Annotated in this window: 24 protein-coding genes; 20 read left to right on the forward strand and 4 right to left on the reverse strand. The window is 59.0% G+C overall.

Translation table 11 applies throughout. The features are described 5' to 3' along the window. Positions 1–25 precede the first annotated feature (25 nt). Genes F3H58_RS24100 through F3H58_RS24115 form a run of 4 tightly spaced genes read right to left on the reverse strand, consistent with a single transcriptional unit; the run spans position 26 to position 3,526 of the window. Positions 26–550 (reverse strand): hypothetical protein, encoded by a 525-nt coding sequence (locus tag F3H58_RS24100; protein WP_374996852.1) that lies wholly within the window; start codon positions 548–550, stop codon positions 26–28. A 42-nt stretch (positions 551–592) separates the two neighbouring features. Next, positions 593–1,999: a flagellar protein export ATPase FliI gene (gene fliI / locus F3H58_RS24105; RefSeq protein ID WP_078051257.1), complete on the reverse strand. Its 1,407-nt coding sequence runs from the start codon at positions 1,997–1,999 to the stop codon at positions 593–595. Between the two features lie 11 nt (positions 2,000–2,010). Beyond that, on the reverse strand, positions 2,011–2,745 hold the full coding sequence (gene flgF / locus F3H58_RS24110) for a flagellar basal-body rod protein FlgF (RefSeq protein ID WP_004432506.1): 735 nt from the start codon (positions 2,743–2,745) through the stop codon (positions 2,011–2,013). A 1-nt stretch (position 2,746) separates the two neighbouring features. Beyond that, positions 2,747–3,526 (reverse strand): DUF1217 domain-containing protein, encoded by a 780-nt coding sequence (locus F3H58_RS24115; RefSeq protein WP_035263933.1) that lies wholly within the window; start codon positions 3,524–3,526, stop codon positions 2,747–2,749. A 186-nt stretch (positions 3,527–3,712) separates the two neighbouring features. Between F3H58_RS24115 and motA the strand changes: the two genes are divergently transcribed. From motA to fliQ, 20 genes are all read left to right on the forward strand, one after another. Then, positions 3,713–4,585: a flagellar motor stator protein MotA gene (gene motA, locus F3H58_RS24120; protein ID WP_020010426.1), complete on the forward strand. Its 873-nt coding sequence runs from the start codon at positions 3,713–3,715 to the stop codon at positions 4,583–4,585. Further along, complete coding sequence (locus F3H58_RS24125; RefSeq protein WP_188129056.1) at positions 4,582–5,541, forward strand: FliM/FliN family flagellar motor switch protein; 960 nt, start codon at positions 4,582–4,584, stop codon at positions 5,539–5,541. Before motA ends, F3H58_RS24125 begins: the two co-directional genes overlap by 4 nt. A 64-nt stretch (positions 5,542–5,605) precedes the next feature. After that, positions 5,606–6,145, forward strand: a complete 540-nt coding sequence (gene fliN / locus F3H58_RS24130; RefSeq protein WP_035263929.1) for a flagellar motor switch protein FliN — start codon at positions 5,606–5,608, stop codon at positions 6,143–6,145. Positions 6,146–6,172: 27 nt separating this feature from the next. Next, entirely contained in the window at positions 6,173–7,216 is a 1,044-nt protein-coding gene (gene fliG / locus F3H58_RS24135; protein WP_020811423.1) for a flagellar motor switch protein FliG, read from the forward strand. 128 nt (positions 7,217–7,344) lie between these two features. Further along, entirely contained in the window at positions 7,345–8,427 is a 1,083-nt protein-coding gene (gene flhB / locus F3H58_RS24140) for a flagellar biosynthesis protein FlhB (RefSeq protein WP_149744045.1), read from the forward strand. A 5-nt stretch (positions 8,428–8,432) separates the two neighbouring features. After that, entirely contained in the window at positions 8,433–8,870 is a 438-nt protein-coding gene (locus F3H58_RS24145; protein WP_004432518.1) for a BspJ family T4SS effector nucleomodulin, read from the forward strand. A 317-nt stretch (positions 8,871–9,187) separates the two neighbouring features. After that, a complete protein-coding gene (locus F3H58_RS24155; protein WP_149744046.1) occupies positions 9,188–10,480 on the forward strand; it encodes a flagellin N-terminal helical domain-containing protein in 1,293 nt (430 codons plus the stop codon). 312 nt (positions 10,481–10,792) lie between these two features. Continuing rightward, positions 10,793–11,449, forward strand: coding sequence for a hypothetical protein (locus F3H58_RS24160; RefSeq protein WP_149744047.1), 657 nt, complete (start codon positions 10,793–10,795; stop codon positions 11,447–11,449). Next, positions 11,446–12,753: a MotB family protein gene (locus F3H58_RS24165; RefSeq protein ID WP_149744048.1), complete on the forward strand. Its 1,308-nt coding sequence runs from the start codon at positions 11,446–11,448 to the stop codon at positions 12,751–12,753. The genes F3H58_RS24160 and F3H58_RS24165 overlap by 4 nt, the downstream gene beginning before the upstream one ends. Next, positions 12,750–14,027: a chemotaxis protein MotC gene (gene motC / locus F3H58_RS24170; protein ID WP_149744049.1), complete on the forward strand. Its 1,278-nt coding sequence runs from the start codon at positions 12,750–12,752 to the stop codon at positions 14,025–14,027. Before F3H58_RS24165 ends, motC begins: the two co-directional genes overlap by 4 nt. After that, positions 14,024–15,385: a flagellar hook-length control protein FliK gene (gene fliK, locus F3H58_RS24175; protein ID WP_149744050.1), complete on the forward strand. Its 1,362-nt coding sequence runs from the start codon at positions 14,024–14,026 to the stop codon at positions 15,383–15,385. The genes motC and fliK overlap by 4 nt, the downstream gene beginning before the upstream one ends. After that, positions 15,333–15,899 (forward strand): lytic transglycosylase domain-containing protein, encoded by a 567-nt coding sequence (locus tag F3H58_RS24180; protein WP_059760571.1) that lies wholly within the window; start codon positions 15,333–15,335, stop codon positions 15,897–15,899. Before fliK ends, F3H58_RS24180 begins: the two co-directional genes overlap by 53 nt. A gap of 282 nt (positions 15,900–16,181) precedes the next feature. Continuing rightward, entirely contained in the window at positions 16,182–16,853 is a 672-nt protein-coding gene (locus F3H58_RS24185) for a response regulator transcription factor (protein ID WP_004432529.1), read from the forward strand. 105 nt (positions 16,854–16,958) lie between these two features. Beyond that, positions 16,959–18,254, forward strand: coding sequence for a flagellar hook protein FlgE (locus F3H58_RS24190; protein WP_149744051.1), 1,296 nt, complete (start codon positions 16,959–16,961; stop codon positions 18,252–18,254). Between the two features lie 22 nt (positions 18,255–18,276). Beyond that, the gene (gene flgK, locus F3H58_RS24195) at positions 18,277–19,755 is read left to right on the forward strand and encodes a flagellar hook-associated protein FlgK (protein ID WP_065654447.1); all 1,479 of its coding nucleotides are present in this window, start codon (positions 18,277–18,279) and stop codon (positions 19,753–19,755) included. A 3-nt stretch (positions 19,756–19,758) separates the two neighbouring features. After that, entirely contained in the window at positions 19,759–20,862 is a 1,104-nt protein-coding gene (locus F3H58_RS24200; RefSeq protein ID WP_149744052.1) for a flagellar hook-associated family protein, read from the forward strand. A gap of 34 nt (positions 20,863–20,896) precedes the next feature. After that, positions 20,897–21,241 carry a flagellar biosynthesis regulator FlaF gene (gene flaF / locus F3H58_RS24205; RefSeq protein ID WP_004432537.1) on the forward strand — a complete coding sequence of 115 codons (345 nt, stop codon included), beginning with the start codon at positions 20,897–20,899 and terminating at the stop codon, positions 21,239–21,241. Continuing rightward, positions 21,238–21,687 carry a flagellar biosynthesis repressor FlbT gene (gene flbT, locus F3H58_RS24210; RefSeq protein ID WP_003503362.1) on the forward strand — a complete coding sequence of 150 codons (450 nt, stop codon included), beginning with the start codon at positions 21,238–21,240 and terminating at the stop codon, positions 21,685–21,687. Before flaF ends, flbT begins: the two co-directional genes overlap by 4 nt. Then, the gene (flgD, locus tag F3H58_RS24215) at positions 21,678–22,148 is read left to right on the forward strand and encodes a flagellar hook assembly protein FlgD (RefSeq protein WP_065654445.1); all 471 of its coding nucleotides are present in this window, start codon (positions 21,678–21,680) and stop codon (positions 22,146–22,148) included. Before flbT ends, flgD begins: the two co-directional genes overlap by 10 nt. 48 nt (positions 22,149–22,196) lie before the next feature. Beyond that, positions 22,197–22,463: a flagellar biosynthesis protein FliQ gene (gene fliQ, locus F3H58_RS24220; protein WP_003503352.1), complete on the forward strand. Its 267-nt coding sequence runs from the start codon at positions 22,197–22,199 to the stop codon at positions 22,461–22,463. Positions 22,464–22,554 lie beyond the last annotated feature (91 nt).

A 22,554-nucleotide genomic window follows, 5' to 3' on the forward strand; every position in this document is an offset into this window, starting at 1 on the left:
GCCTTTCGGAGCAGAGAAAAATCTTTTATTTTTCAGGACGATAGGTCTTCCCGGAAGACGTCTCTATCAGCCATTCGCCGTTGCGCTGTTCGATCTTCGTCAGCAACGCATTGTCCGGCAGGGTTGAACCTACCCTCACCATATACATGCCCGAACCGTCCTCGATCAGGGCGCGCCCGTTGGAAACATGCAGCAGACGGAAGGAGGTCTGGCCGGGGAAGGGCTGGTCCTCGATCCCGGCTGCCAGATTGTTCTGTTTTTCCTTGCCGCCTGCGTTCACGGTCGCCGTCGTCAGCATGTCGGGCAACTCCGCCGGCGGCGGGGTGTCTTCCTTGTTGCGGTTGGTCATGGCCATCGGCGAAACGCTGAAGACTTCCCGTGGGCCGGTATGTGGCAGATCGCGGGTGCGGTCGCCGCCCGCCACTTTCATGCCGAACTTTTCTTCGTTGAAGAAAACGTACCAGGGAAAGAAGGCTGCCGCGGCAGCAAGCGTAATGCCTGTCCATGCAAGAATACGGTCGGGCGTGAAGAATGCGGGCTTGGGCAGCACGTCTTCATCGTTGCTATCGTTGGTCCGTTTTTTCTTCACGGGTCAGCCTCTCGCTCTGGGAGTTACCTGCGGCTGACCGTTCTGCGCGCCGCTTCGCAAGGCGGTCGCCAGATCAGCATAGGCATCCTGCGCCGCCGGTTCGTTCGGCAGCTGCTTTAACGTTTCGTAGATGATCGGAACCTGCTTCACCGCCATGTCGAGATCAGGATCGGTGCCGGGCCGATAACCGCCGATGAGGCGAAGATCGCGCGTTTCCTCGAAGCGATGCACCAGCGCCTTGAGGCGCGACACCAGCTTTTCCTGATCCGGTGTCCAGGCCTTCTTGGCGAGACGCGAGATCGAGGCGAGCGGATTGATCGGCGGGTAACGGCCTTCTTCGGCAAGGCTGCGGTCGAGCACGATATGGCCATCGAGAATACCGCGCGTCGAATCGGCAATCGGGTCGTTGTGATTGTCGCCATCCACCAGAATGGAGACGATGGCGGTGATGGTGCCGGTGCCTTCCGCGCCCGGTCCTGCCCGCTCGAGAAGGCGCGGCAGTTCGGTGAAGACCGAGGCCGGATAGCCGCGCGCCACCGGCGGCTCGCCCGAAGCGACCGCCACTTCGCGGATCGCATGGGCAAAGCGCGTCACGCTGTCGATGATGAGAAGAACATTGTCGCCCTGATCGCGAAAATGTTCGGCGATGGTGACGGCGGAAAGCGGCGCCATCTTGCGCAGCATCGGGCTTTCATCGCTTGTCGCGACGACGGCGATGGACTTGCTCATATTTTCGCCCATCGTGTCTTCGATGAATTCGCGCACTTCACGGCCGCGTTCGCCGACAAGAGCAATTACCACCTTGTCGAAGGCGTCTGCCTTGGCGAGCATCGACAGCAGGGTGGATTTGCCCACACCGGAACCGGCGAAAATGCCGAGGCGCTGGCCGAGGCAAAGCGGCGAGAAGATATCGATTGCCCGCACACCCGTCTTGAAAGGCGTTTCCACCCTTTTGCGCGTCATCGAGGGCGGCGCATTGTTGGAAATCGAACGGCGCTCGATGCCGGAGGCCAGCGGACCCTGGCCGTCGATAGGTTCGCCGAGCGCATTGATGGTGCGCCCGCACCAGCTGTCGTCGGGCGAAACGCGGAAGGCGCCCTTGCGGATGACGGTGTCGTGAATGCCGATCGGCTCGCCGGGCTCGATGGGGCAGACATAACAGATGTCCGGTTCCACGCGCACCACTTCACCGAGATGAATGCCGGTCGCGCTGCGATGGGCGACGAATTCTCCGAGCCGCACATGCCGTGACAGGCCGGACACCGTATAGTGACCGGCGGCGATGGTGCGGACATGGCCTCCATGCGCCACCGAAAATTCCGGATCGGCATAATGCCCGGCAAGGCTGGCGAGCTGTGCAAGCTTCGGTGAAATGGCGTCAGCCGAGAGCATGGATTCCGGCATTGTCATTACTCAGTTCCTCAACGCGCGCCGCCAAGCGTCTTGATGCCTTCGCCGAAGGTCGATTCGGTATCGCGCATCAGCGAGGAGATGCTTTCAAAGGCGCGGTTGACCTGGATGAGCTGCGTCATCTGGGAAATGCCGTTGACGTTGGACTGTTCGAGATAACCCTGCACGACGCCGACTTCATGATTGTTGACCACCGGAACCGGCTGGGCCACCGGCTTCACGCCGCTATTGGGATGACGCAGGAACCCTTGCGAGAAATCCGCCTGGAAGATGCCGAGGGTAGCGACGATGTTTTCGTTCTGCCGGATGGCGCCATCGAGACCGACGGTGATCGGGCCGCCATTCGGATTGAGCTGAATCGGACCGCCGCCGGCATCGAGAACGGGATAACCGTTCGAGGAGATGAGCGCGCCGTCCGGACGCATGGTGAAGCGGCCGTCGCGGGTCAGAATCTGGCCGTCGGGCGTATCCAGCGAAAACCAGGCGTCGCCCTTGATGGCGAAATCGAAGGAGTTGCCGGTCTGTTCGAACGCGCCCTGACGAGTGGAGAGATAGTCGTTGCCCTGCGAAACGAAGGCCACCCTGGCATTCATGTCATTGTGGTTCTTGGCGACCATTTCGTCGAATTTCACTTCGGAGCCGCGGAAGCCGACCGTGTTCACATTCGCCATATTGTCGGAAATGGTGGTGAGACGGCGCTCAAGCGCGATCTGCGAGGACAGGGCGACGTATAGTCCGGATTGCATATCATTTGCCTCCGAGTTTCAGGGAGTTGATGGAGATCAGCAGGTCCGGGGAAATGCCGTAGCCGCTGGAGGAGCCGAAAACGGCCAGAGGGTCATAGGTCGTCGAGGGGTTCTGCATTTCCCACATGATGGTGAAACGCTCGAGCAGCTTGCCGACCTTTTCGGGATCCTGCAGATCCTTGATATCGATGGTTTTTTCGATGAGCGCCGCCTGTTTGTCGACATCGGCGGCGGCAAACTCGTCGGGAAGGTTGTAGGCCGTGCGAAACACCTGCGCGAGTGCATCGTCCGCCAGAAAGTCGAGGCCGGATGTGATGGTTGACGCCTTGCGTTCGAAATAAAGGGCAAGCCGGACGCCGTTATTGTCGTCGCCCGCTTCCTGTTCCAGCGTCTGGCGGGTGTATTTGCCGATGACGCCCGATTTGGCGGCCTCGGTGGAGGTTGCCGCGGCCCCCAGGCCGGCAAAATCCAGCGACTTCGCAAAATCCGCATAACGGCTGTCGGAGAGCTTGTTGGCGAAGGCGTCCTTGTCCGAGGTGCCTTCCGTCAGCACCTTGCGGATGAAGGCCTTCGCATAGGCCATGTCCTCGAGCCCGTGGGCCTTCAGCGCGTAATTGTAAAGGCGCGTATCGGCCATGAAGTCGTCGATGGATTTCACATCGCCGATCTTCGCGCGGTAATATTCGGTCTCGCGCGCCACGTCGGGCTGCTCCGACACCCGCTCAAGCGATTTGCCGATATCCTGACTGATCAGTCTGTAGCTGGTGTAGGTGGAAGTCACTGAACCGCCGCTCTCGTTTGATCCCGATCTCAAGGCGCACGTCCGCCTTTGCCGGCATAGTGCCGTGGCTTGCTTGTGCGAAACTGGCTGGAGGCGGCAGCGCGGGAGAGGCTTTGCGGACAGGTTCACGCAAGCCACATTTTTTAGACATGGGGGCATGGAACACTGTTCGGGCGTGGTCGATCAATGAATATTGTAATTGGACTTATAATCACCTTCGGCTGCATCATCGGCGGCTATATGGCGATGGGCGGTCATCTGGACGTGCTGGTTCAGCCGTTCGAATTGATGATCATCGGCGGCGCCGGTCTCGGCGGCTTCATCATGGCGAACCCCATGAAGGTCGTAAAGGACTCGGGCAAGGCGCTCGGCGAGGCCTTCAAGCATTCGGTCCCGAAGGAGCGAAACTATCTCGACGTGCTCGGCGTGCTTTATTCGCTGATGCGCGATCTGCGCACGAAATCGCGCAACGAGATCGAGGCCCATATCGACAATCCGGAAGAATCCTCGATCTTCCAGAGCGCGCCCTCGGTTCTGAAAAACAAGGAACTGACCTCGTTCATCTGTGACTATGTCCGCCTCATCATCATCGGCAACGCCCGCAGCCACGAAATCGAGGCGCTGATGGATGAGGAAATCGAGACCATCCTGAACGACAAGCTGAAGCCCTATCATGCGATCACCACCATGGGCGATTCTTTCCCCGCCATCGGTATCGTCGCGGCGGTTCTCGGCGTCATCAAGGCCATGGGCAAGATCAACGAATCGCCGGAAGTGCTGGGCGGCCTGATCGGCGCCGCACTCGTCGGCACCATGCTCGGCATCATCCTGTCCTATTCGATCTGCAACCCGCTGGCGTCCCAGGTCAAGATCGTCCGCACCAAGCAGCACCGCCTCTACATCATCGTCAAGCAGACGCTAATCGCCTACATGAACGGCTCGGTGCCGCAGGTCGCGCTCGAATACGGCCGCAAGACCATCTCCAACTACGAGCGGCCGTCGATTGACGCCGTCGAACAGGAGATGATGAACCCCGGCGGCGAAAACAAGGCGGCATGACGATGGCAAAAGCTGCAGCACAACAAGCACCCGCCATCGACACCGCCCTTCTCGCAAAATTGACGGGTGGGTTGTCCGACCGCAAGACGATTGCCAAGATCGGCTCCGATATCGGCCATCTCTACAGCGAATTCCTGCCTGATATTTTCCACAGCGAGACCGGTATCGCAATCGACGTCGAATATGTCGGCTCCGAATCGGGACTGATGACCGATCTGATTGCCAATGTCGGGCGCAATGTCGCGGTTGCCGATTGCTCCCTGCGCAACTGGTGCCCCAATTTCATGATGACGGTCGGCAACGGCTTCGTCATCGCGCTCATGGAGCGCATGCTGGGCGCGTCGCCGGACATGATCGGCGAACCGGACGAGCGCAGCCTGTCCCATATCGAGCTCGACCTCGCGGCCATGGTTCTTGGCCGCATCGCAGGCGTCCTGCGCTCCGGTGTCAACGCGCCGGGCGGTTTTGAGGCGGCCATCGATGCACCCTTCAATTCCAACGGTAAAAGCGCCTTCGACGAGATGATCGCCGGCCTTTACGGCGTGACCATCCGCCTGAAGATCGATATCGGCAAGGTATCGTCGGAATTCTCGCTGATCGTGCCGCAGCGCCCCCTGCTCAAGACCTCCATCGTTGCCCCCAAGGCTTCAGCCCAGGCGCTGAAGAAGCAGGAAGAGTGGATGGAGATGATTTCGGAGCAGGTGAAGCGATCGCAGGTCACGCTCGAGGCGCGCATCAAGCTCGAAACGCTGACGCTTCGAACGATCTCGAAGCTGGTGGCCGGCGATGTCATCCCGTTCCAGGCTCTGAAGCAGGATGACATCGGCGTCGAGGTCAGCGCCAACGGTTCCAAGCTCTATAATTGCGAATTCGGCAAGTCCGGCGACCGCTACATGGTTCGGGTGAAGAACAATGTCAGCACGGACGACGAGATCTTACGACATTTGATGGGTTAAATCCTGCCTGGCCTTTTCGGGTTCTGGGCAGGCTGACGCAAGTTTCAAAGGGAATAATCAGCGCATGGCTACGAAGAAAACACCTGTGACCGATGATGCGGCGCTGCCGTCGTTTGAAGACGGCGGCGACCTCGACCAGGCTATCGGCGATCTGCGTGGCGTCCTCAAGACGGATGCGGAAGGTTCGCTCTCCGATTTCGGCGACTTCGGCGATTTCGGCAGCACGGACGAGGTCTCGACGGATACCGACCTTTCCGCTTTCGGTGGCGGAACGGCCGATTTTGGGATGGATGATTTTGCCGCCGCCCCGCAGGTTGCGGGCGTGAAGGCGCCGCTTGGCAGCGGATTGTCCGAAAACATGGAAATGATCATGGACATCCCGATCGATGTCCAGATCGTGCTTGGCACCAGCAGAATGCTCGTTTCGGGGCTGATGAGCCTTGAAGAGGGCGCAACGATCGCGCTTGATCGCAAGATCGGCGAGCCGGTCGAGATCATGGTGAATGGCCGCCGTATTGCGCGCGGTGAAATAACGGTTCTGGAAGACGACGATACGCGCTTCGGCGTAAAATTGATTGAAGTACTGAGTACGCGAAAAGCCTGATCCCTGTGGGGACGGAGAGGAAAGACCATGATGGACTTCGAGGATTTCGGTAACCCCCTTGCGGGCAAGCCGTTGTCTCAGGCCGACAAGGCGGCCGCGGTGCTGCTTGCCATGGGCAAGGGCGTCGCCGGCAAGTTGCTCAAATTTTTCACGCAGCACGAATTGCAGATGATCATTTCCTCGGCCCAGACCCTGCGCGTCATTCCTCCGGATGAACTCGCGCAGATCGTGGCGGAATTTGAAGACCTGTTCACCGAAGGCACGGGTCTGATGGACAATGCCAAGGCAATCGAAAGCATTCTCGAAGAAGGCCTCACCCCTGAAGAAGTGGACAGCCTTCTCGGCCGCCGCGCGGCCTTCCAGGCCTATGAAGCGTCGATCTGGGACCGCCTGCAGGAAGCCGAGCCGGAATTCGTCGGCAAGTTCCTGCTGCGCGAACATCCGCAGACCATCGCTTATATTCTCTCCATGCTGCCCTCGTCCTTCGGTGCCAAGGTTCTCCTGACCATTCCGGAAGAGCAGCGCGCCGATATCATGAACCGCACTGTCAACATGAAGGAAGTCAGCCCCACGGCTGCCCAGATCATCGAGAAGCGTGTGGTCAACCTCATCAACGAAATCGAAGCCGAGCGTAATGCCGGCGGTTCCACGAAGGTTGCCGATCTGATGAACGAACTGGACAAGCCGCAGGTCGATACGCTGCTCAGCTCGCTCGAGACGCTCAGCAAGGAAGCCGCAAACAAGGTCAAGCCGAAGATCTTCCTCTTCGACGACCTCATGTTCATGCCGCAGCGCAGCCGCGTTCTGCTGCTCAACGATGTTTCGGCCGATGTTCTGACGATGGCGCTGCGCGGCGCCACGATGGAAATCAAGGAATGCGTGCTCTCCAGCATCAGCCCGCGCCAGCGCCGCATGATCGAATCGGACCTTGCGGTGCCGCAGGCCTCGATCAACACCCGCGAAGTGGCAATCGCACGCCGCGCCGTCGCGCAGGAAGCGATCCGGCTCGCTAATTCCGGCCAGATCCAGCTGAAGGAAGCCTCCGCGGAGGAACAACCGGCCGCGGCTTAAGCGGAAGCCGGTTGATAACCCGCCCTTACGGTGGAAGCGGCCATTGCGATGGCCGGTCACGGACGCTAGTTTCGGGAATGACGGCCTGCCGGGATCGGCGGGCCTTTTTTTGATCCCGGGGACGTGCCTTGGCAGACGATCAGGACAAGGACAGTAAAACAGAAGCCCCGACGGAGAAAAAACTCCGCGATGCGGCGGAGAAGGGCAATCTTCCCTTTTCCCGCGAAGTGCCGATCTTTGCCTCGTCGCTTGCCTTTTATTGTTACCTGGTCTTCTTCCTGCCCGATGGCGCTGGTCGTCTTGGCGTCACATTGAAGGACCTGTTCGGCCAGCCCGAACAGTGGGACCTCAGCACCCGGCCGGATGCCCTGTCGCTATTGTACTTTCTCGGCACCTCGATGGCCTATCTGCTCATGCCGGCGATGATCATGTTCATCGTCTTCGGACTTGCCTCGTCGTTTTTCCAGAACCTGCCGTCGCCGGTGCTTGAGCGGGTGCGTCCGCAATGGTCGCGCGTCTCGCCGGCGAAGGGCTTCACGCGCATCTATAGCAAGCAGGGTTTCGTTGAATTCGGCAAATCCGTATTCAAGATCATGATCGTTTCGGTGATCATGTTCCTTGCCCTGCGTGGCGATTTTTACGGTCTCATCGATCTGATGTTCTCCGATCCGCAGGTGATTTTCGTCCGGGTGGTCGAGATCGTCAAAAAGATGATGGTCGTGATTCTGCTTTCGACCGCGCTGCTTGCCGCCGTCGACGTTTTGTGGACACGCCACCACTGGTTCAGCCAGCTGAAGATGACGAAGCATGAGGTGAAGGAAGAGTACAAGCAGTCGCAGGGCGACCCCGTGGTCAAATCCCGCCAGCGCTCCATCGCCCGCGACCGTGCCCGCCGCCGCATGATCAACAATGTGCCGCGCGCCACACTCGTCATCGCCAACCCGACACACTTTGCGGTGGCGCTGCGTTATGTTCGCGAAGAAGGCGACGCACCTGTCGTCGTCGCCAAGGGTCAGGACCTTATCGCATTGAAAATCCGCGAGATTGCGGAAGAAAACAATATCCCCGTTTTTGAAGACCCGCCGCTTGCACGCTCCATGTTTGCGCAAGTCTCGGTAGATAGTGTGATTCCACCAGTCTTTTACAAGGCTGTGGCTGAGCTCGTTCACCGGGTTTACGCCATGAAGTCATCGAAAATACGGGTTCAATAAAACCAATGAAAAAATCCGCCTATTCCGAACAGCGGGAAATGATCGTCGCAGAGGCGATCAACCCGATTGCCACCGAACTTCGATTGTTAGACCCGGCCGACCTGATTTCGCTGCTTCGATTCGAGTGCTACGGCAGTATCGCCGACCTCGTTTCATCGGCGGCGGAGCTTTATTATCATCCCGGCACGATCAATTTCGGTGCCGGCGGCGAATACAAGCTCGAATGGGAAGGCGCGCCGGAGATCGTCCTCGATCTCGAACTGAAGCCGAAGGGCGCCACGGTCTATGCGCGATTGACGCTCGCCAACGAACATGCGGCGATTGAGATCAATCACGTCTCGTTTCAGAATCCTTCCGAAAATCCGGACGAGAACACCGAGTTTCTTCGTCAAAGCCTGACGGCTGCCCGTTTCGTGCCCACCCGTCAGGGCGAAGCGGCTTAACCGGATCACCCGGATCACCCGCTCCCTGTTTCCGTCATCTCCGTTGCGCGCGCCGAAATCGCGGGCGCAACAGCCTCATTCCGGTGCGTTTTAACCCGAGCTTGCCTGAAGCCTGCCGGTTTATGCGAAACCCGGCTGCGAAAGCGAGGAACGCCTTGCAAATCAGTCTCGTTGTTTGTTACCTATCGTATTAACGATTTGTTAACGAACGGCAGGTCGCGGTGGTCGGTTCAGGCCATTGCCGATGCGCATGATGCCCCTGCTCGTTGTCGGCACAGCGCCGGATTTTTTCTTAAATTTTGAGTTGGGTGGACCCCATGACCAGCATTTTGACCAATGCGGCGGCGATGGCCGCGCTGCAAACCCTGCGGATGATCGACAAGAATCTGGAAACGACGCAGGCGCGCGTGTCCTCCGGCTATCGTGTCGAGACTGCGGCGGACAACGCGGCCTACTGGTCCATTGCAACGACGATGCGCTCCGACAATAATGCGCTTTCGGCCGTGCAGGATGCTTTGGGTCTGGGCGCCGCCAAGGTGGATACCGCCTATGACGCGCTTGAAAGCACGATCGAGGTCGTCAAGCAGATCAAGGCCAAGCTCGTCGCCGCCTATGGCGTGGGTGCCGACCGCAGCAAGATTCAGGATGAAATCAAGCAGCTTCAGGAACAGCTGAAGAGCATCTCCGAATCGGCCTCCTTCTCGGGTGAAAACTGGCTGCAGGCCAGTATCAGCAACGGTGGCACGCCGCCGGTTGAAGAATCGATCACCAAAAAGGTCGTTGCATCCTTCACCCGCACTGGCTCGGGCAATGTCGGGGTCACCACCGTTGACTACACGCTCGACAGCAGCACCGTACTTTTCGACCTCAGTGGCGGAAAGCTCGGTATTCTCGACAAAAACGCCGTTTTCGTCAGCAAGACGGAATATGAAGTCACCCAGACCTCGACGACCGCCGGCACGGCGACGCAGGCGGGTTTTGTCGTACCGAAGCTCACCGACGCAGAAATCGGCGCGCTGAATGCCGCAACGACGGATACGAATACGGATCCGAATGTCTATAGCGACGGCACCGCCAATTATCTCCGCCTTGCCGAAAATGTATGGGTCAAGGTGACGGGGACGGATCCGTCGAGCGGCGGCACCACCGTTTCTCCTGCCTATCGCGATACCAGCAGCAACGACTGGTTTTACGATACCAGCAGCGGAGCGGCGTCCGCCGATCGTTCCCTCGGTTTTTCCGTCTCCACCCTCGATCTCGGCAATCTCGATATCGTTGCCGCAGCCATGGGCGGTTTTGCCGGCGGCGGCACGACCTATACCGACGCAGACGCCATCGACATGATGATGTCCTTCGTCGACGGGCAGCTTGAGGCGATGACCAGCACGGCTTCCAGCCTGGGTTCGCTGCAGAGCCGCATCAGCATGCAGGACAACTTCGTTTCCAGCCTGATGGATGTGATCGACAAGGGCATCGGCCGTCTCGTCGATGCCGACATGAACGAGGAATCGACCAGGCTGAAGGCGCTGCAGACGCAGCAGCAGCTCGGCATCCAGGCGCTCTCCATCGCCAACGCCAATGCGGAAAATATCCTCCAGCTCTTCAAGTAACGGGTCTGGCCGGCGTGGGCGCGCGGGGATGAAAGGGAGCAGGCTTCCTGATCGAGCCCGCCTTCATCCTCGCACAAGTTTGAACACCTAACGTCGGGTCAATATGGGGCGGATCGCATGGCGTGATCCGGCCGGAAACGTGGAAGAGACGGGCAGGGTAGCAAGGATGACGGTGGTGCCGCCAAACGGCTTAGAGCATTTCCAGGAAAAGTGGACCCCGGTTTTCCATCCGGAAATGCGGCGAGGCTTTTGCGATTCGCGCGGGCGACGAAACATGTCTGACCGCTTTCTCCTGTTTTGCCGGGGGCAGGCATGAGCGCGTCCATCGCACGGTTTCTCAAGGACTTCGGTGAAGCGCAACCGCAACCGGCGGCGCAGGCCTTCGTCGACCCGTTGGCCGATACGGATTTCCTGTCCGGTTTTGCCGATGGCGCTTCAGGTTTCGACGAATTTGCTCCCGTCGATGTGGAGAGCGAGAAACAGGCGGCCTATGACCGCGGCCGCGAAGATGCTACCCGCGAGATCACCGAGAAGATGCAGGCGGAGCGGGAAGAGCTGATCGCTGCCCATGCGGCCGAGCTGGAGGCCCTGCGTTCTGGGCACCTCGAAGAAATCGCGTGTTCCCTGTCGCGTGGTCTGCGCGAGGGTATCGACGCGATTGCGGCCAATCTCAGCGAACAGACCGCCAATATCCTTGCTCCGGTCCTGACGGAAAAGCTGTCGCTCAAGGCGGTCTCGGCGCTGGCGGATGTGGTGCGTAGCGCCATGCCGGATGGCGAAGGGGTCACGCTTGTCGTGAAAGGCCCGAAAGATTTGTTCGAGCGGCTGAAGACGCAGCCGGGCTTTGAAGAAGAAACGATGAAATTTACCGAGACCACCGATATCGATCTTTCCGTCGAGTTGGGTGAAAGCGTGTTCGTGACGCGCATGTCCGCCTGGGCGTCCAGTCTTCGCAAGGTGATGAAATGAGTGAAGGCGAAAATCACCACCACGGCAAGAACGAGATCATCATCGTCAAGCGCCACAAGGGCGGTCATGACGGCGCCCATGGCGGCGCGTGGAAAATCGCCTATGCCGACTTCATGACGGCGATGATGGCGTTCTTCCTCGTCATGTGGCTGGTCAATGCCGCCAATGAGGAAACCAAGGCCTCGGTCGCCAGCTATTTCAACCCGATCAAGCTGTCCGATGAGAAACCCTCGTCCAAGGGGCTGGAAAAACCGGTGGACAAGGAAGAGGGCGTCCAGAAGAAGGACCAGTCCAACATCCAGGCGGAAAAGGTCACCAAAGGCTCGGCCGCGGCGACGGGCGAAGACCTTACCTCGCAGACCGGTGAGCAGTCGAACTTCTCCGAAGCGGACTTTTTCGAAAATCCCTATTCCGTGCTGGCGGAAATCGCCCAGCAGGTGGGCCAGCAGGCCAATGTCAGCGCCAAGGGCGAGGGCGGCGCCGCCGATTCCGGCCCGGCGACGGGCGCTAGCGGCGGTGAAGCCTATCGCGATCCGTTCGATCCCGATTTCTGGACCCAGCAGGTGAAAATCACCCGCGCCGATCAGCCGCAGAAATCGGTTGAACAGCAGCAAGCTGCCGAGAACAAGCAGGAGGATGCGGCCGAAAACGCTCAGGCGGTCGCGCTCAAGGCGTCCGAGACACCGGCCGACAAGGCGGAAGACGGCAAACCGATGGAAGTCGCCGCCGTTGTGCCGCAGCCGCGTCCGGATGCGGCCGAGCAGGCAGCGCTAGCGCAGCCAAAGCCGGACGAGCCGCGACAGGCAAGCGATGCAGAGCAAAAGGCCAGCGACGCCGACTGGGAAAAGGCCGACACGCTGCGCGAAGAGATCGAGAAGCAGATATCCGGCATTACCGGCAAGCTTTCCGAAGGTCTGGTGGTGACGCCGGCCGAAGGCGGATTGCTGCTCACCATTTCCGACCAGACGGAAACGCCGATGTTCAATATCGGATCGGCCGTTCCCCGGCGTGAAATGGTTCTGGCCATGGAAAAAATCGGCAAACTGCTTCAGGAGCGCGGTGGCAGCGTGGTGATACGCGGCCATACCGACGGACGGCAGTTCAAGGGCGAGGCCAATGACAACTGGCGGCTTTCCATGGATCGCGCCCATAGCGCCTATTACATGCTGGTGCGCGGCGGCCTGTCGGAAGAGCGGGTAAAGCAGGTCTCGGGTTTTGCGGACCGCAGATTGCAGGTGCCGGCGGACCCTCTGGCGGACGCCAACCGCCGCATCGAAATTCTGCTTGAGGCCGATCGGGGGTGAGTGTGACGAAGACCTCGAAACGCTGGCTTCTTCTTGCGGCGACGCTTTGCGGTCTCGGCTCCGAGCCGGGCAGGGCGTTTTCGCAGTCGCAAGACAATCTCATGCCCTATGCCATGCTCCGCTCACTGCAATTCGTGCAGGATTCGGTCGCCATGGGCGACCATTCCGCTTCGGAAATGCAGCGGTTTCTACTCCAGACCATCGACGAGCGGCTGAAGAGCGCGCCTTCGGCGATCTTCAAGGATCCGCGCAATGTCGATGCGGCGCTCATCTATGCGATGAGCGGCGGCAATCCGGCGACGCTGGAACTGCTGGTCGCGCGCGATGTGGATGGCAATTTCGACAGCCGCGTTGCCGATATCCTGCGCAAATACCTCTCCGGCAAGGGAACGCTTGTCGCGCAGAGCATTGCGGCCATGGTGCCGGAATATCGCGGCAAGCGGATTGGCGCCTACCTTGCGCTGATCGGCGGCAATGTAACGATCCCGCGCGATCCGCTGGCGGCGCTTGGTTTTTACGATATCGCCCGGCTCGAAGCGCCGGGCACCATCGTTGAGGAGGCCGCATTGCGCCGTTCGCTCGCCATCGCGGTCGAGGACGGCGATGCGGCACGCGGCGTCGAATATGCGCAGCGTTATGCGCGGCGGTTCCTGCATTCGCCCTATGCCAGCCAGTTCGCAGACCTTCTGGTCTCGCTGGTGGTCAAGCGCGCCGATTCCATCGGGGAGGAGGCGATACAGGAAACCTTCGCCATGATGGATACAGAGAGGCAGAAGGAAGCCTATCTGCGGCTTTCCCGCCTCGCGGCGATCAGCGGCAAGGATTCGCTGGCGCGCATGGCGGCTTTGAAGGCGAAGGCGCTATCTCCTGCGCTGCCGGGTGAGCCGGAAGTACAGGCAAATCTCTATGAAAGCCTTTCCAACATCGGCACGCCCGATGTGGTGAGCGCAATCGAGACAATAGGGCAGATTCCCGAAGCGCAGCTTTCGGATCGGGACAGGGCCTTGCGGGAGGCGGCAAGAGCGATTGCCGAGCAGGTGGTTCGTCCTCCTTCCCCGCAGTCCGGCGTCGAGGCCGACACTGCGGCCACGAAGGAGACCGGGCGGAATGCGCCCGAAAACGAAGCGAACGCTGCCGATGCAAGAAGCATATGGCGGGTCGAAACCCAGAAGGCTGACGATGAGGGCGACAACGTGCGGCAACTCGTGACGAGCGGTCGCAGCAAGCTCGATGAAATCGACAGCCTGTTGAAGAAAGGCGAGGGGGCACCATGATCGACGCAGCCATCAATGCGATAATGAATGCGCCGCCATCCGATCCGCGCGCCGGCAGCGCCAGCGTCCGGGACGACGCCAAGGGCGGCAGTTTCGGCGATGCCCTTTCCACGGTTCGGGACGAGCGCCCGCCGCAGGCGCTGCATTCGCGGCATCAGCAGGACGAGAACCCGGCTGAAGAGCAGCAGGCGCCGCCCGATGGCGAGGCGGAAAAGATGGATGTCCCGGTCAAGCGGCCCGCAACATTTCTCAATGTGATCGTCAACGAGCATGCCGGCGAAGGTCGTGCCCAGGAGACGGTGGCCGAGTTTCAGAGCGCCGTGAAAACGGCCCGCACAACGCCGGAAAACGGCAAGCCCGGCAAGAAGCTCAAGGACGACGCCGATAAGGACGCCGAGGTGACGGACGATGCGATCGATCCGAAGCTGGCGGCACTGCAGCTGGTGACGGCCAATACCGCCGATATGGCGACGGCCAAGACACCGCTTGAGGAAATTGCACAGGCGATTGCCGGCAAGGCCGACACGGTGAGATCAGACCGCGCTGAACCTGTCCGGGGCAAGTTCGAGCATTCGGTCAAGGACATGCCGACAGGGATCGCACCAGCCGGTAACGAGGCGGGTTCTGCTTCGGAAAACGAGGGGGATGCCTCGGCATTCCGTTTTTCGTCTCCGCGCTCAGGCGCGGTGCGGGCTCTGGATATGAGCACCGTTCAGCGTGACGGCCGTGTCGAGTTCGATGCACGCGAAAGCACCGGCAAGGCGGCCGACACCATAACGGTTCTTGATTCGCGGCGGTTCATCGGCCTGGCGCCCTCGACCAACGCGTCGGCCCTGACCGGCCTGATCGTGAACGATCCGGAATGGGTGAGCGCCATGCAGCCCGGTTCGTCGCTCTCCAATGCGGCGGCCCAGAGCAGCACCGGCAAGGTCGTCCATACGCTGAAGCTGCACATGACGCCGATCGAGCTTGGATCGGTGACAATGTCGCTGCGTCTTGCCGGTGACGAGCTTGCCGTTCACATGACGGTGGAGAGTGTTGCGGCCTATAAAAAGCTCCAGGAAGACAGCAAGAGCATCCTCGATGGTCTCAAGGCGCAGGGTCTGACAGTCGATAACATCACCATCAGCATCGCTTCTTCCGACAAGAGTGACCAAACGGGCACACAAGGCAACAATCAGCAAAATCAGCAGGCGCAGCAGCAGGGTCAGCAGGCCGCCGCCGGGCGCAACCGTGACGAGTCCGGGGCACGGGGCGACCGGCAAGGCAATGGCGATAATTTGGGGGTGCATAATGAAGGCATGGATGGCGTTTCTGGCTCTGCCCGCTCTTCTGCTGACAATGGCGTCTACCTCTGAGAACGCGTCCGCTTCGGCAACGTCAGGTGTCTGTGAAAGAGAGATCCAGTCGGCGGCCCGCAAATATGGCGTGCCGGAGGGAATTCTCTATTCGGTGGGGCTGACCGAAACGGGCCGCAAGGGGCGTCTCGACCCCAATGCCATGAATATCGAGGGAAAACCGGTATTTGCCTCCTCCACGGAGGAGGCTTTGACCACTTTTGAGGCGGCGAAGCGCAACGGCGCCAAGCTGATCGACCTCGGATGCATGCAGATAAATCATTACTTCCATGGCGAAAACTTCGCATCCGCGCGGGAAATGTTCGATCCGCGCCGCAATGTGGAATATGCCGCGATGTTCCTTCGCAACCTCCACAACAGGCATGAAACCTGGACCATGGCGGTCGCCCGTTATCATGCGGGTCCCAACAATGACCCGGCGCAGAAGAAATATGTCTGTCGTGTCATCGCCAATCTGGTGGCGACGGGCTACGGGAAATGGACCGCCAACGCGAAAAATTTCTGCGACGGTTGACAACCTGAAATTGCTTTCAGGCGCCACGGGACTCGCATTTTGAAATGTGGCGATAGATTGATCGAAAAAAGGCATTTCAAGCGGTTTTTTCGGAATTTTGAAATTTCTACACAAAAATTTTGTGCCATATATGGTTAATACCCACTATATATAGATCAAATCGGCACAAAATAGTTAATCAATTATTAATATCTATCGATGATTTCCTACAGTTGTCGCTGAATCCCCCGATTCGTACCAATGCCACATTGGAAAACACCACACTGATTCGGAGGCGGACGAATGATCGTAGTGGTTGATGAGCGCGAGCTCGTTAAAGACGGCTATACATCTCTATTTGGGCGTGAGGGCATTCCCTCGACCGGGTTCGATCCGGTCGAATTCGGGGAATGGGTCTCGACGGCCGCGGAAAGCGATCTTGCGGCTGTTGAAGCCTTCCTGATCGGCCAGGGCGACCGGAGCTTTTCTTTGCCGAAGGCGATCAGGGATCGCACGACGGCCCCGGTAATCGCGGTCAGCGACCAGCCCTCGCTGGAATCGACACTGGCGCTTTTCGACAGCGGCGTCGACGACGTCGTGCGCAAGCCGGTTCACCCCCGTGAAATCCTGGCACGTGCGGCGGCGATCCGTCGCCGGCTGCAGGTCATCTCGAACTTTACCGATGCCGGGCCGATCCGGGTTTTCTCCGACGGCCGCGACCCGGAAGTGGGTGGTGAAGTGTTCCCCTTGCCGCGCCGTGAGCGCCGCATCCTCGAATATTTGATCGCCAATCGCGGACGCCGCGTTTCCAAGGCGCAGATTTTCAATGCCATCTACGGCATCTTCGATGACGACGTCGAAGAAAACGTCGTTGAAAGCCACATCAGCAAGCTGCGCAAGAAGCTGCGCAAGAAGCTTGGCTACGATCCGGTCGATTCCAAGCGTTTCCTCGGCTACAGCATTGATTGGCAATGATTTTCATTGACCCGCGTGGTCTTTTTCAAACGCGGTATTTCCGACAGCTTCACGCAAGCCAAACGCTTTACCTTCTCCCTGAAAGATGACCACGAGGGTTTTTGAATGAGTATTTTCGGCACTATGCGAACCGGTGTGTCCGGCATGAATGCGCAGGCGAACAAGCTGGGCACCGTGGGCGACAACATCGCCAACGCAAGCACCACCGGCTACAAGCGCGCATCGACGTCGTTCTCCTCGCTCGTTCTGCCCTCCTCGTCGGGCAGCTATGCGTCCGGCGGCGTGCAGTCCAACGTTCGCTACAGCATTTCGGAGCAGGGCAACCTCTCCTACACCACCTCCAGCACCGACCTTGCCGTTCAGGGCAACGGTTTCTTCGTGGTTCAGGACGGTGCAGGCACGCCCTACCTCACCCGCGCCGGCTCCTTCCAGAAGAATTCGGAAGGTTATCTGGAGAATGCGGCAGGCTTCATGCTGATGGGTTACCCTTACGGCGCCAACCCGCCGGCTGCGGTCGTCAACGGTTTTACCGGCCTTGAGGCCATCAATATCAATGACTTCGGTCTGACGGCGTCCCCCTCCACACAGGGTAGCTTCCCGGCCAACCTTAATCGTGATGAGGCAATCGTTGCTGCGGGATCGCGCCCAAGTGACAACGTCGCAACGTCGACGGTTGGCAGCAAGACGTCGCTCACGGCGTTCGACAGCGGCGGAGCCAAGGTTCTTTACGACTTCTATTACACGCGCATTGACAACGATGCGTCCGGCAATCCGCAGTGGGAAGTGTCGGTTTATCGTCAGGATCAGTCGACGGATGGCGGCTTCCCCTATACGGCAACCGCCCCGGCTACGCTCGTCAAGGAAACGGTCACCCTGACCTTCGATCCCGCCACCAACAAGCTCACCACCGGATCGGATAACTCGATCACGATTAATGACAACAACAGCGGCGTGGCGCAGGCGATCGAGATCGACCTGTCGCAGATGACGCAGTTCTCCTCGAAGTTCACGCCTGGCACAGCTGTTCTGAACGGTAACGGTCCGAGCCAGATCAAGGACGTCGAAATCGGCAAGGATGGCCTGGTGACGGCGGTCTATCAGGATGGCGGTCGCCGCAATATCTACCAGCTGGCGCTGGCCACGGTGCCGAGCGTCGACAATCTCAGCCCGCAGAACGGTAACGTCTATCTGCCGAGCAACGAGTCGGGTGTCGTCACCATCGGCTTCGCGCAGACGGGCAGCTTCGGTTACATCCAGAAGGGTGCGCTGGAAGGCTCGAACGTCGATATCGCCAGCGAACTCACCGACATGATTGAATCTCAGCGTATCTACACAGCGAATTCGAAAGTCTTCCAGACTGGATCGGATTTGATGGACGTCCTGATCAATCTGAAGAGATAATACTTCTCACGAGGACAGATGAATGTCGCTCACGTCAGCAATGAATACTGCGCAGTCGATTTTCAATAATACAGGTAAGCAGACGGACGTTACCTCGAAAAACATCGCCAATGTCGGCAATGCGAACTACGTCAAGCGAACCGCCATTCTCGGCACGACCATGGCTGGAGCGAGTATCGTCTCCAACGGCCGTGCCCAGAATGAAAGTCTTCTCAGGCAGACGATTTCCAGCTCTTCTCTCGCTTCCGGCCAGAGCACGGTTCTGACCGGTCTTGAGGAAATGAAGAGCATTTTCGGCGGCAACGATTATGAGAGTTCGCCGGCCACCTATATGAAGGAACTGCTGAAGAGCCTGGACGCTTACGCGGCCAAGCCGAGCGATGCCGCTCTGGCCGCAACGGCGGTTACCTCGGCCACCGATGTCGCCAGTTCCCTGAACAAGGCCTCGAACGAATTGCAGGCGATGCGTCTGCGCGCCGACAAGGAAATCGCCCTTCAGGTCGACAAGCTGAACGGGCTGCTTGCGAAGTTCGAGGAAGCCAATAACGAGGTCAAGGCGCAGACGGCGATCGGCGGCGATCCAAGCGACGCTCTCGATCAGCGCGAGACGCTTCTGAAGGATATTTCCTCCATCATCGGCATCAATGTCGTCAATCGTCCCAACAACGATGTGGCGCTTTATACGACGGATGGTGCGACGCTGTTCGAAATCGTACCGCGCAGCGTCACCTTCAAGACGCAGCCGGGCTATGATGCGACGACCACGGGCAACGCAATCTATGTCGATGGCGTAGCGCTGAAGGCAGGAAGCGGTAGCAACACGACGTCTGAGGGGTCGCTTCAGGGCCTGATGCAGGTTCGCGACGATCTGGCGCCGACGATGCAGAGCCAGCTCGACGAAATCGCCCGCGGCCTCATCACCATGTTTGCGGAAAAGCCGGCCGACGCGACCAGCGGCCTGCCGGATATGCCGGGTCTCTTCACCTACGGCTCGCCGGCGGCGACGACCATTCCGGCAGACGGGATTGTCTCTCCCGGGCTCGCAGCCAGCATTACCGTCAACCCGGCGTTAATTATTTCCAAAGGTGGCAATCCGGAATTGTTGCGCGACGGCGGTATCAACGGTACCGATTACGTGATCAATACCGCAGCGTCGGGGGGAACCGGTTTCTCCGAGCTGATCCGCAGCTATGTTACTGCTTTCGACGCGCCCATGAATTTTGCCGCGTCGACACGTATCGATACGAATACCAGCATCCTGAAATACGGCACCAACTCGATGGGGTGGCTCGAACAGGAACGTTCCGGCGCGACTTCGGCGAACGAAGCGAAAAGCGCGCTTTATGAGCGCTCCGCCACCTCCTATTCGAACAATACGGCGGTCAGTCTGGACGAGGAACTGTCGCTGCTCATGGATATCGAGCAATCCTACAAGGCCGCGACCAAACTGGTGACGACCGTTGACGAAATGCTCAAGTCCCTGATGGACATGGTGAGGTAAACGATGAAAACGTCATTCATTTCATCGCTGGCGATGCAGAACAGCATGCGCAGCACCATCCTCAAGGCTCAGCTCGAGATGACCAATCTCAATACCGAGCTGACGACGGGCAAGCACGCCGATCTCGGCGTGACGCTGGGCGCCAACACCGCCCGCAGCCTCGATCTCAATCGCGATATCGACCGCATCTCTTCGCTGGTGAGCGTCAATTCGATTGCAACGCAACGCCTCAAATCCTCGCAGACGGCGCTGGACGGCATGGCGCAGGCCGCACAGGAAATTCAGAAGGTTCTCGTCCCCAACACCAGCAGCGAAGCGCCGACGCTGACGACGGTTGCCAAAACCATCTCGAATGCCTTCAACAATTTCACCAGCTTCGCCAATACGGCGGTCAATGGTGAGTTTCTGTTCTCCGGCATCAATACGGATGTAAAGCCCGTCGATGACTATTTCGCTGAAGGGTCTACCCTGAAGGAAGCCTATGAGACCGAGCTGAACGCATTCATGGCGGTGCAGACGCCGGCGGTTGGCGACATCACCGGCCTGTCCAAGACCCAGGCCGAAGCCTTCATGACCCATATCGAAGGTGTGTTCAACGGCACCACGACGGTAACGAACCCGCCCCATAGCAGCCTGACGGCCGGCCAGAACTACGATTTCTGGACGACTTTCGGCTCCAAGGCGAGCGACACCAACATGACGAGCCGCATCAGCCAGAACGAGGTCGTGGAAACGTCGAGCAACAGCAACTCGCAGGGCATGCGTTATTTTGCACTGACGGCGATGACGGCGATGACCTTCCTCGACGAAAAGGTGGATAGCGGCATTCGCGAAATGGTGGCGACCAAGTCGGTGACCAATATCGGCACCGCCATCAGTGGCCTGAACCAGCAGCAAAGCCAGCTCGGCCTTTCCGAAAGCCGTGTTTCGAAGGCCAATGATTCGCTGGCAGCCCAGAAGAAGATCATCGAAACGCATCTGCTGGATATTGAGGGGATCGATACCTACGAGGCGAAGACCCGCCTCGATCTGCTGCAGCAGCAGATTGAAATCGCATACAGCCTCACGTCGCGTCTGCAAAAAATGAGTCTGGTGAACTACCTCTGATGAACAGGGGTGGCGGCAGATAGAGGATACATGAATGTACCAGTTTTCCTACGCCGAAATCATGGAGGATGGTGTCGCCAACGCGAAGGATCGCGAGCGGCAGGCGTTGACAAAATCGATCGACCTTCTGGTGGAGGCAAGGGATTCCTCTTCGCAGCGCCACACGATCGAAGCACTTTTTTACACTCGACGGGTCTGGATCCGCTTCATTGAGGATCTCAAGCAACCCGACAACCAGCTTGCCATGGAGCTCAGGGCCAATCTGATTTCCATCGCGATCTGGATATTGAAAGAGTGCGAACTGATCCGGAAACGTCAGTCGACGAATTTCCAGGGCATAATTGACGTGACAACCATCATCAGGGATGGACTTAAATGAAAAGTACACTTCGGATTTCGCTGAAATCGGGCGAAAAGATTTTTATCAACGGCGCGGTTCTGCGTGTGGATCGCAAGGTGGCGCTCGAATTCCTGAACGATGTCACGTTTCTGCTTGAAAACCACGTCCTGCAGCCCGATCAGGCGACGACGCCGCTCCGGCAGCTTTATTTCATCGCGCAGATGATCCTCATCAACCCGGAAGGCCGCGACCAGTCTACCAACATGTTCCGCAAGTCGGTCAGCATGCTGCTGAACTGCTTCCAGCATGACGAGGTTCTGGCGGAACTCAAGCGGATCGACGGGCTGGTTGCCTCGGGCAAGGCTTTCGAAGCGCTGAAGGCCATTCGCGGTCTGTACCCGATCGAGGAAAAAATCCTCAACAATCAGGAAATGACCCCCGCAACGATCGAACAGATTCGCAAGGAGATCGCACCATGGCGGTAGATGCAGTCACTTCGGCAGCGTCAAATCCCTGGGCCAATGCCGGGGCGAGCAGCTCCGACGGCAGCGCGGCGTCGCTGAACTACGACAGCTTCCTGAAGCTCCTCATCGCCCAGATGAAGAACCAGGATCCGACCAGCCCGATGGATGCGGGCGAGCAGATGTCGCAGCTCGCAAGCTTCTCGCAGGTCGAGCAGACCATCAAGACCAACACCCATCTGAAGAGCATGCTGCAGGCGGAAGCCCTGACGCGCGCCTCCGATCTGGTCGGCAAGACGGTCAAGAGCGCCGACGACACCGTCACCGGCGTGGTGAAGGAAGTCGAGGTCTATTCGGACGGCGTTGTCGCCATCACCGAAGCTGGTGACAAGGTGCTGCTGCAGGCCGGCGTGACCTTCTCCAACGGCCCGATTACGAGTACATCTGATAGCGGAACCGATTCGGATAGCGCGACCGGTTCCTGACATTGAAGAGGCGGCATGACGCCGCCTTTCCGGATTGAGGATGCGACGATGAACGAGGCCGATGCGCTTGACATCATGCAGGCGGCTGTCTGGACGGTTCTCGTCGCGGCCGGTCCCGCGGTTCTCGCCGCCATGATCGTCGGTGTCGTCATCGCTTTCATTCAGGCCCTGACCCAGGTTCAGGAAATGACGCTGACCTTCGTTCCCAAGATCGTCACGATCATGCTCGTGCTCGGCGTCGCCGCGCCCTTTGTGGGCGCGCAGATATCGCTCTTTTCCAATCTCGTCTTTTCCCGCATCCAGTCCGGCTTCTGACGCCGTCCGCTGCGGATGCCACCTTCGCGCAAGCTTCAGCCGCTAGTGATAGGCGCAAAGCATCGGGCCGAATTGCGTGCGCTTTTCGAAA

It is taken from the genome of Rhizobium sp. NFACC06-2 (assembly GCF_900101425.1).
GTDB lineage: Bacteria > Pseudomonadota > Alphaproteobacteria > Rhizobiales > Rhizobiaceae > Agrobacterium > Agrobacterium leguminum.

What these genes read in the sequence shown, in the direction of transcription:
- fliI (WP_078051257.1), bottom strand. Translation starts at nt 1,999, where the DNA reads ATGACAATGCCGGAATCCATGCTCTCGGCTGACGCCATTTCACCGAAG.
- flgF (WP_004432506.1), bottom strand. Translation starts at nt 2,745, where the DNA reads ATGCAATCCGGACTATACGTCGCCCTGTCCTCGCAGATCGCGCTTGAG.
- motA (WP_020010426.1), top strand. Translation starts at nt 3,713, where the DNA reads ATGAATATTGTAATTGGACTTATAATCACCTTCGGCTGCATCATCGGC.
- F3H58_RS24125 (WP_188129056.1), top strand. Translation starts at nt 4,582, where the DNA reads ATGACGATGGCAAAAGCTGCAGCACAACAAGCACCCGCCATCGACACC.
- fliN (WP_035263929.1), top strand. Translation starts at nt 5,606, where the DNA reads ATGGCTACGAAGAAAACACCTGTGACCGATGATGCGGCGCTGCCGTCG.
- fliG (WP_020811423.1), top strand. Translation starts at nt 6,173, where the DNA reads ATGATGGACTTCGAGGATTTCGGTAACCCCCTTGCGGGCAAGCCGTTG.
- F3H58_RS24145 (WP_004432518.1), top strand. Translation starts at nt 8,433, where the DNA reads ATGAAAAAATCCGCCTATTCCGAACAGCGGGAAATGATCGTCGCAGAG.
- F3H58_RS24155 (WP_149744046.1), top strand. Translation starts at nt 9,188, where the DNA reads ATGACCAGCATTTTGACCAATGCGGCGGCGATGGCCGCGCTGCAAACC.
- F3H58_RS24160 (WP_149744047.1), top strand. Translation starts at nt 10,793, where the DNA reads ATGAGCGCGTCCATCGCACGGTTTCTCAAGGACTTCGGTGAAGCGCAA.
- F3H58_RS24165 (WP_149744048.1), top strand. Translation starts at nt 11,446, where the DNA reads ATGAGTGAAGGCGAAAATCACCACCACGGCAAGAACGAGATCATCATC.
- fliK (WP_149744050.1), top strand. Translation starts at nt 14,024, where the DNA reads ATGATCGACGCAGCCATCAATGCGATAATGAATGCGCCGCCATCCGAT.
- F3H58_RS24180 (WP_059760571.1), top strand. Translation starts at nt 15,333, where the DNA reads ATGGCGTTTCTGGCTCTGCCCGCTCTTCTGCTGACAATGGCGTCTACC.
- F3H58_RS24185 (WP_004432529.1), top strand. Translation starts at nt 16,182, where the DNA reads ATGATCGTAGTGGTTGATGAGCGCGAGCTCGTTAAAGACGGCTATACA.
- F3H58_RS24190 (WP_149744051.1), top strand. Translation starts at nt 16,959, where the DNA reads ATGAGTATTTTCGGCACTATGCGAACCGGTGTGTCCGGCATGAATGCG.
- flgK (WP_065654447.1), top strand. Translation starts at nt 18,277, where the DNA reads ATGTCGCTCACGTCAGCAATGAATACTGCGCAGTCGATTTTCAATAAT.
- F3H58_RS24200 (WP_149744052.1), top strand. Translation starts at nt 19,759, where the DNA reads ATGAAAACGTCATTCATTTCATCGCTGGCGATGCAGAACAGCATGCGC.
- flaF (WP_004432537.1), top strand. Translation starts at nt 20,897, where the DNA reads ATGTACCAGTTTTCCTACGCCGAAATCATGGAGGATGGTGTCGCCAAC.
- flbT (WP_003503362.1), top strand. Translation starts at nt 21,238, where the DNA reads ATGAAAAGTACACTTCGGATTTCGCTGAAATCGGGCGAAAAGATTTTT.
- flgD (WP_065654445.1), top strand. Translation starts at nt 21,678, where the DNA reads ATGGCGGTAGATGCAGTCACTTCGGCAGCGTCAAATCCCTGGGCCAAT.
- fliQ (WP_003503352.1), top strand. Translation starts at nt 22,197, where the DNA reads ATGAACGAGGCCGATGCGCTTGACATCATGCAGGCGGCTGTCTGGACG.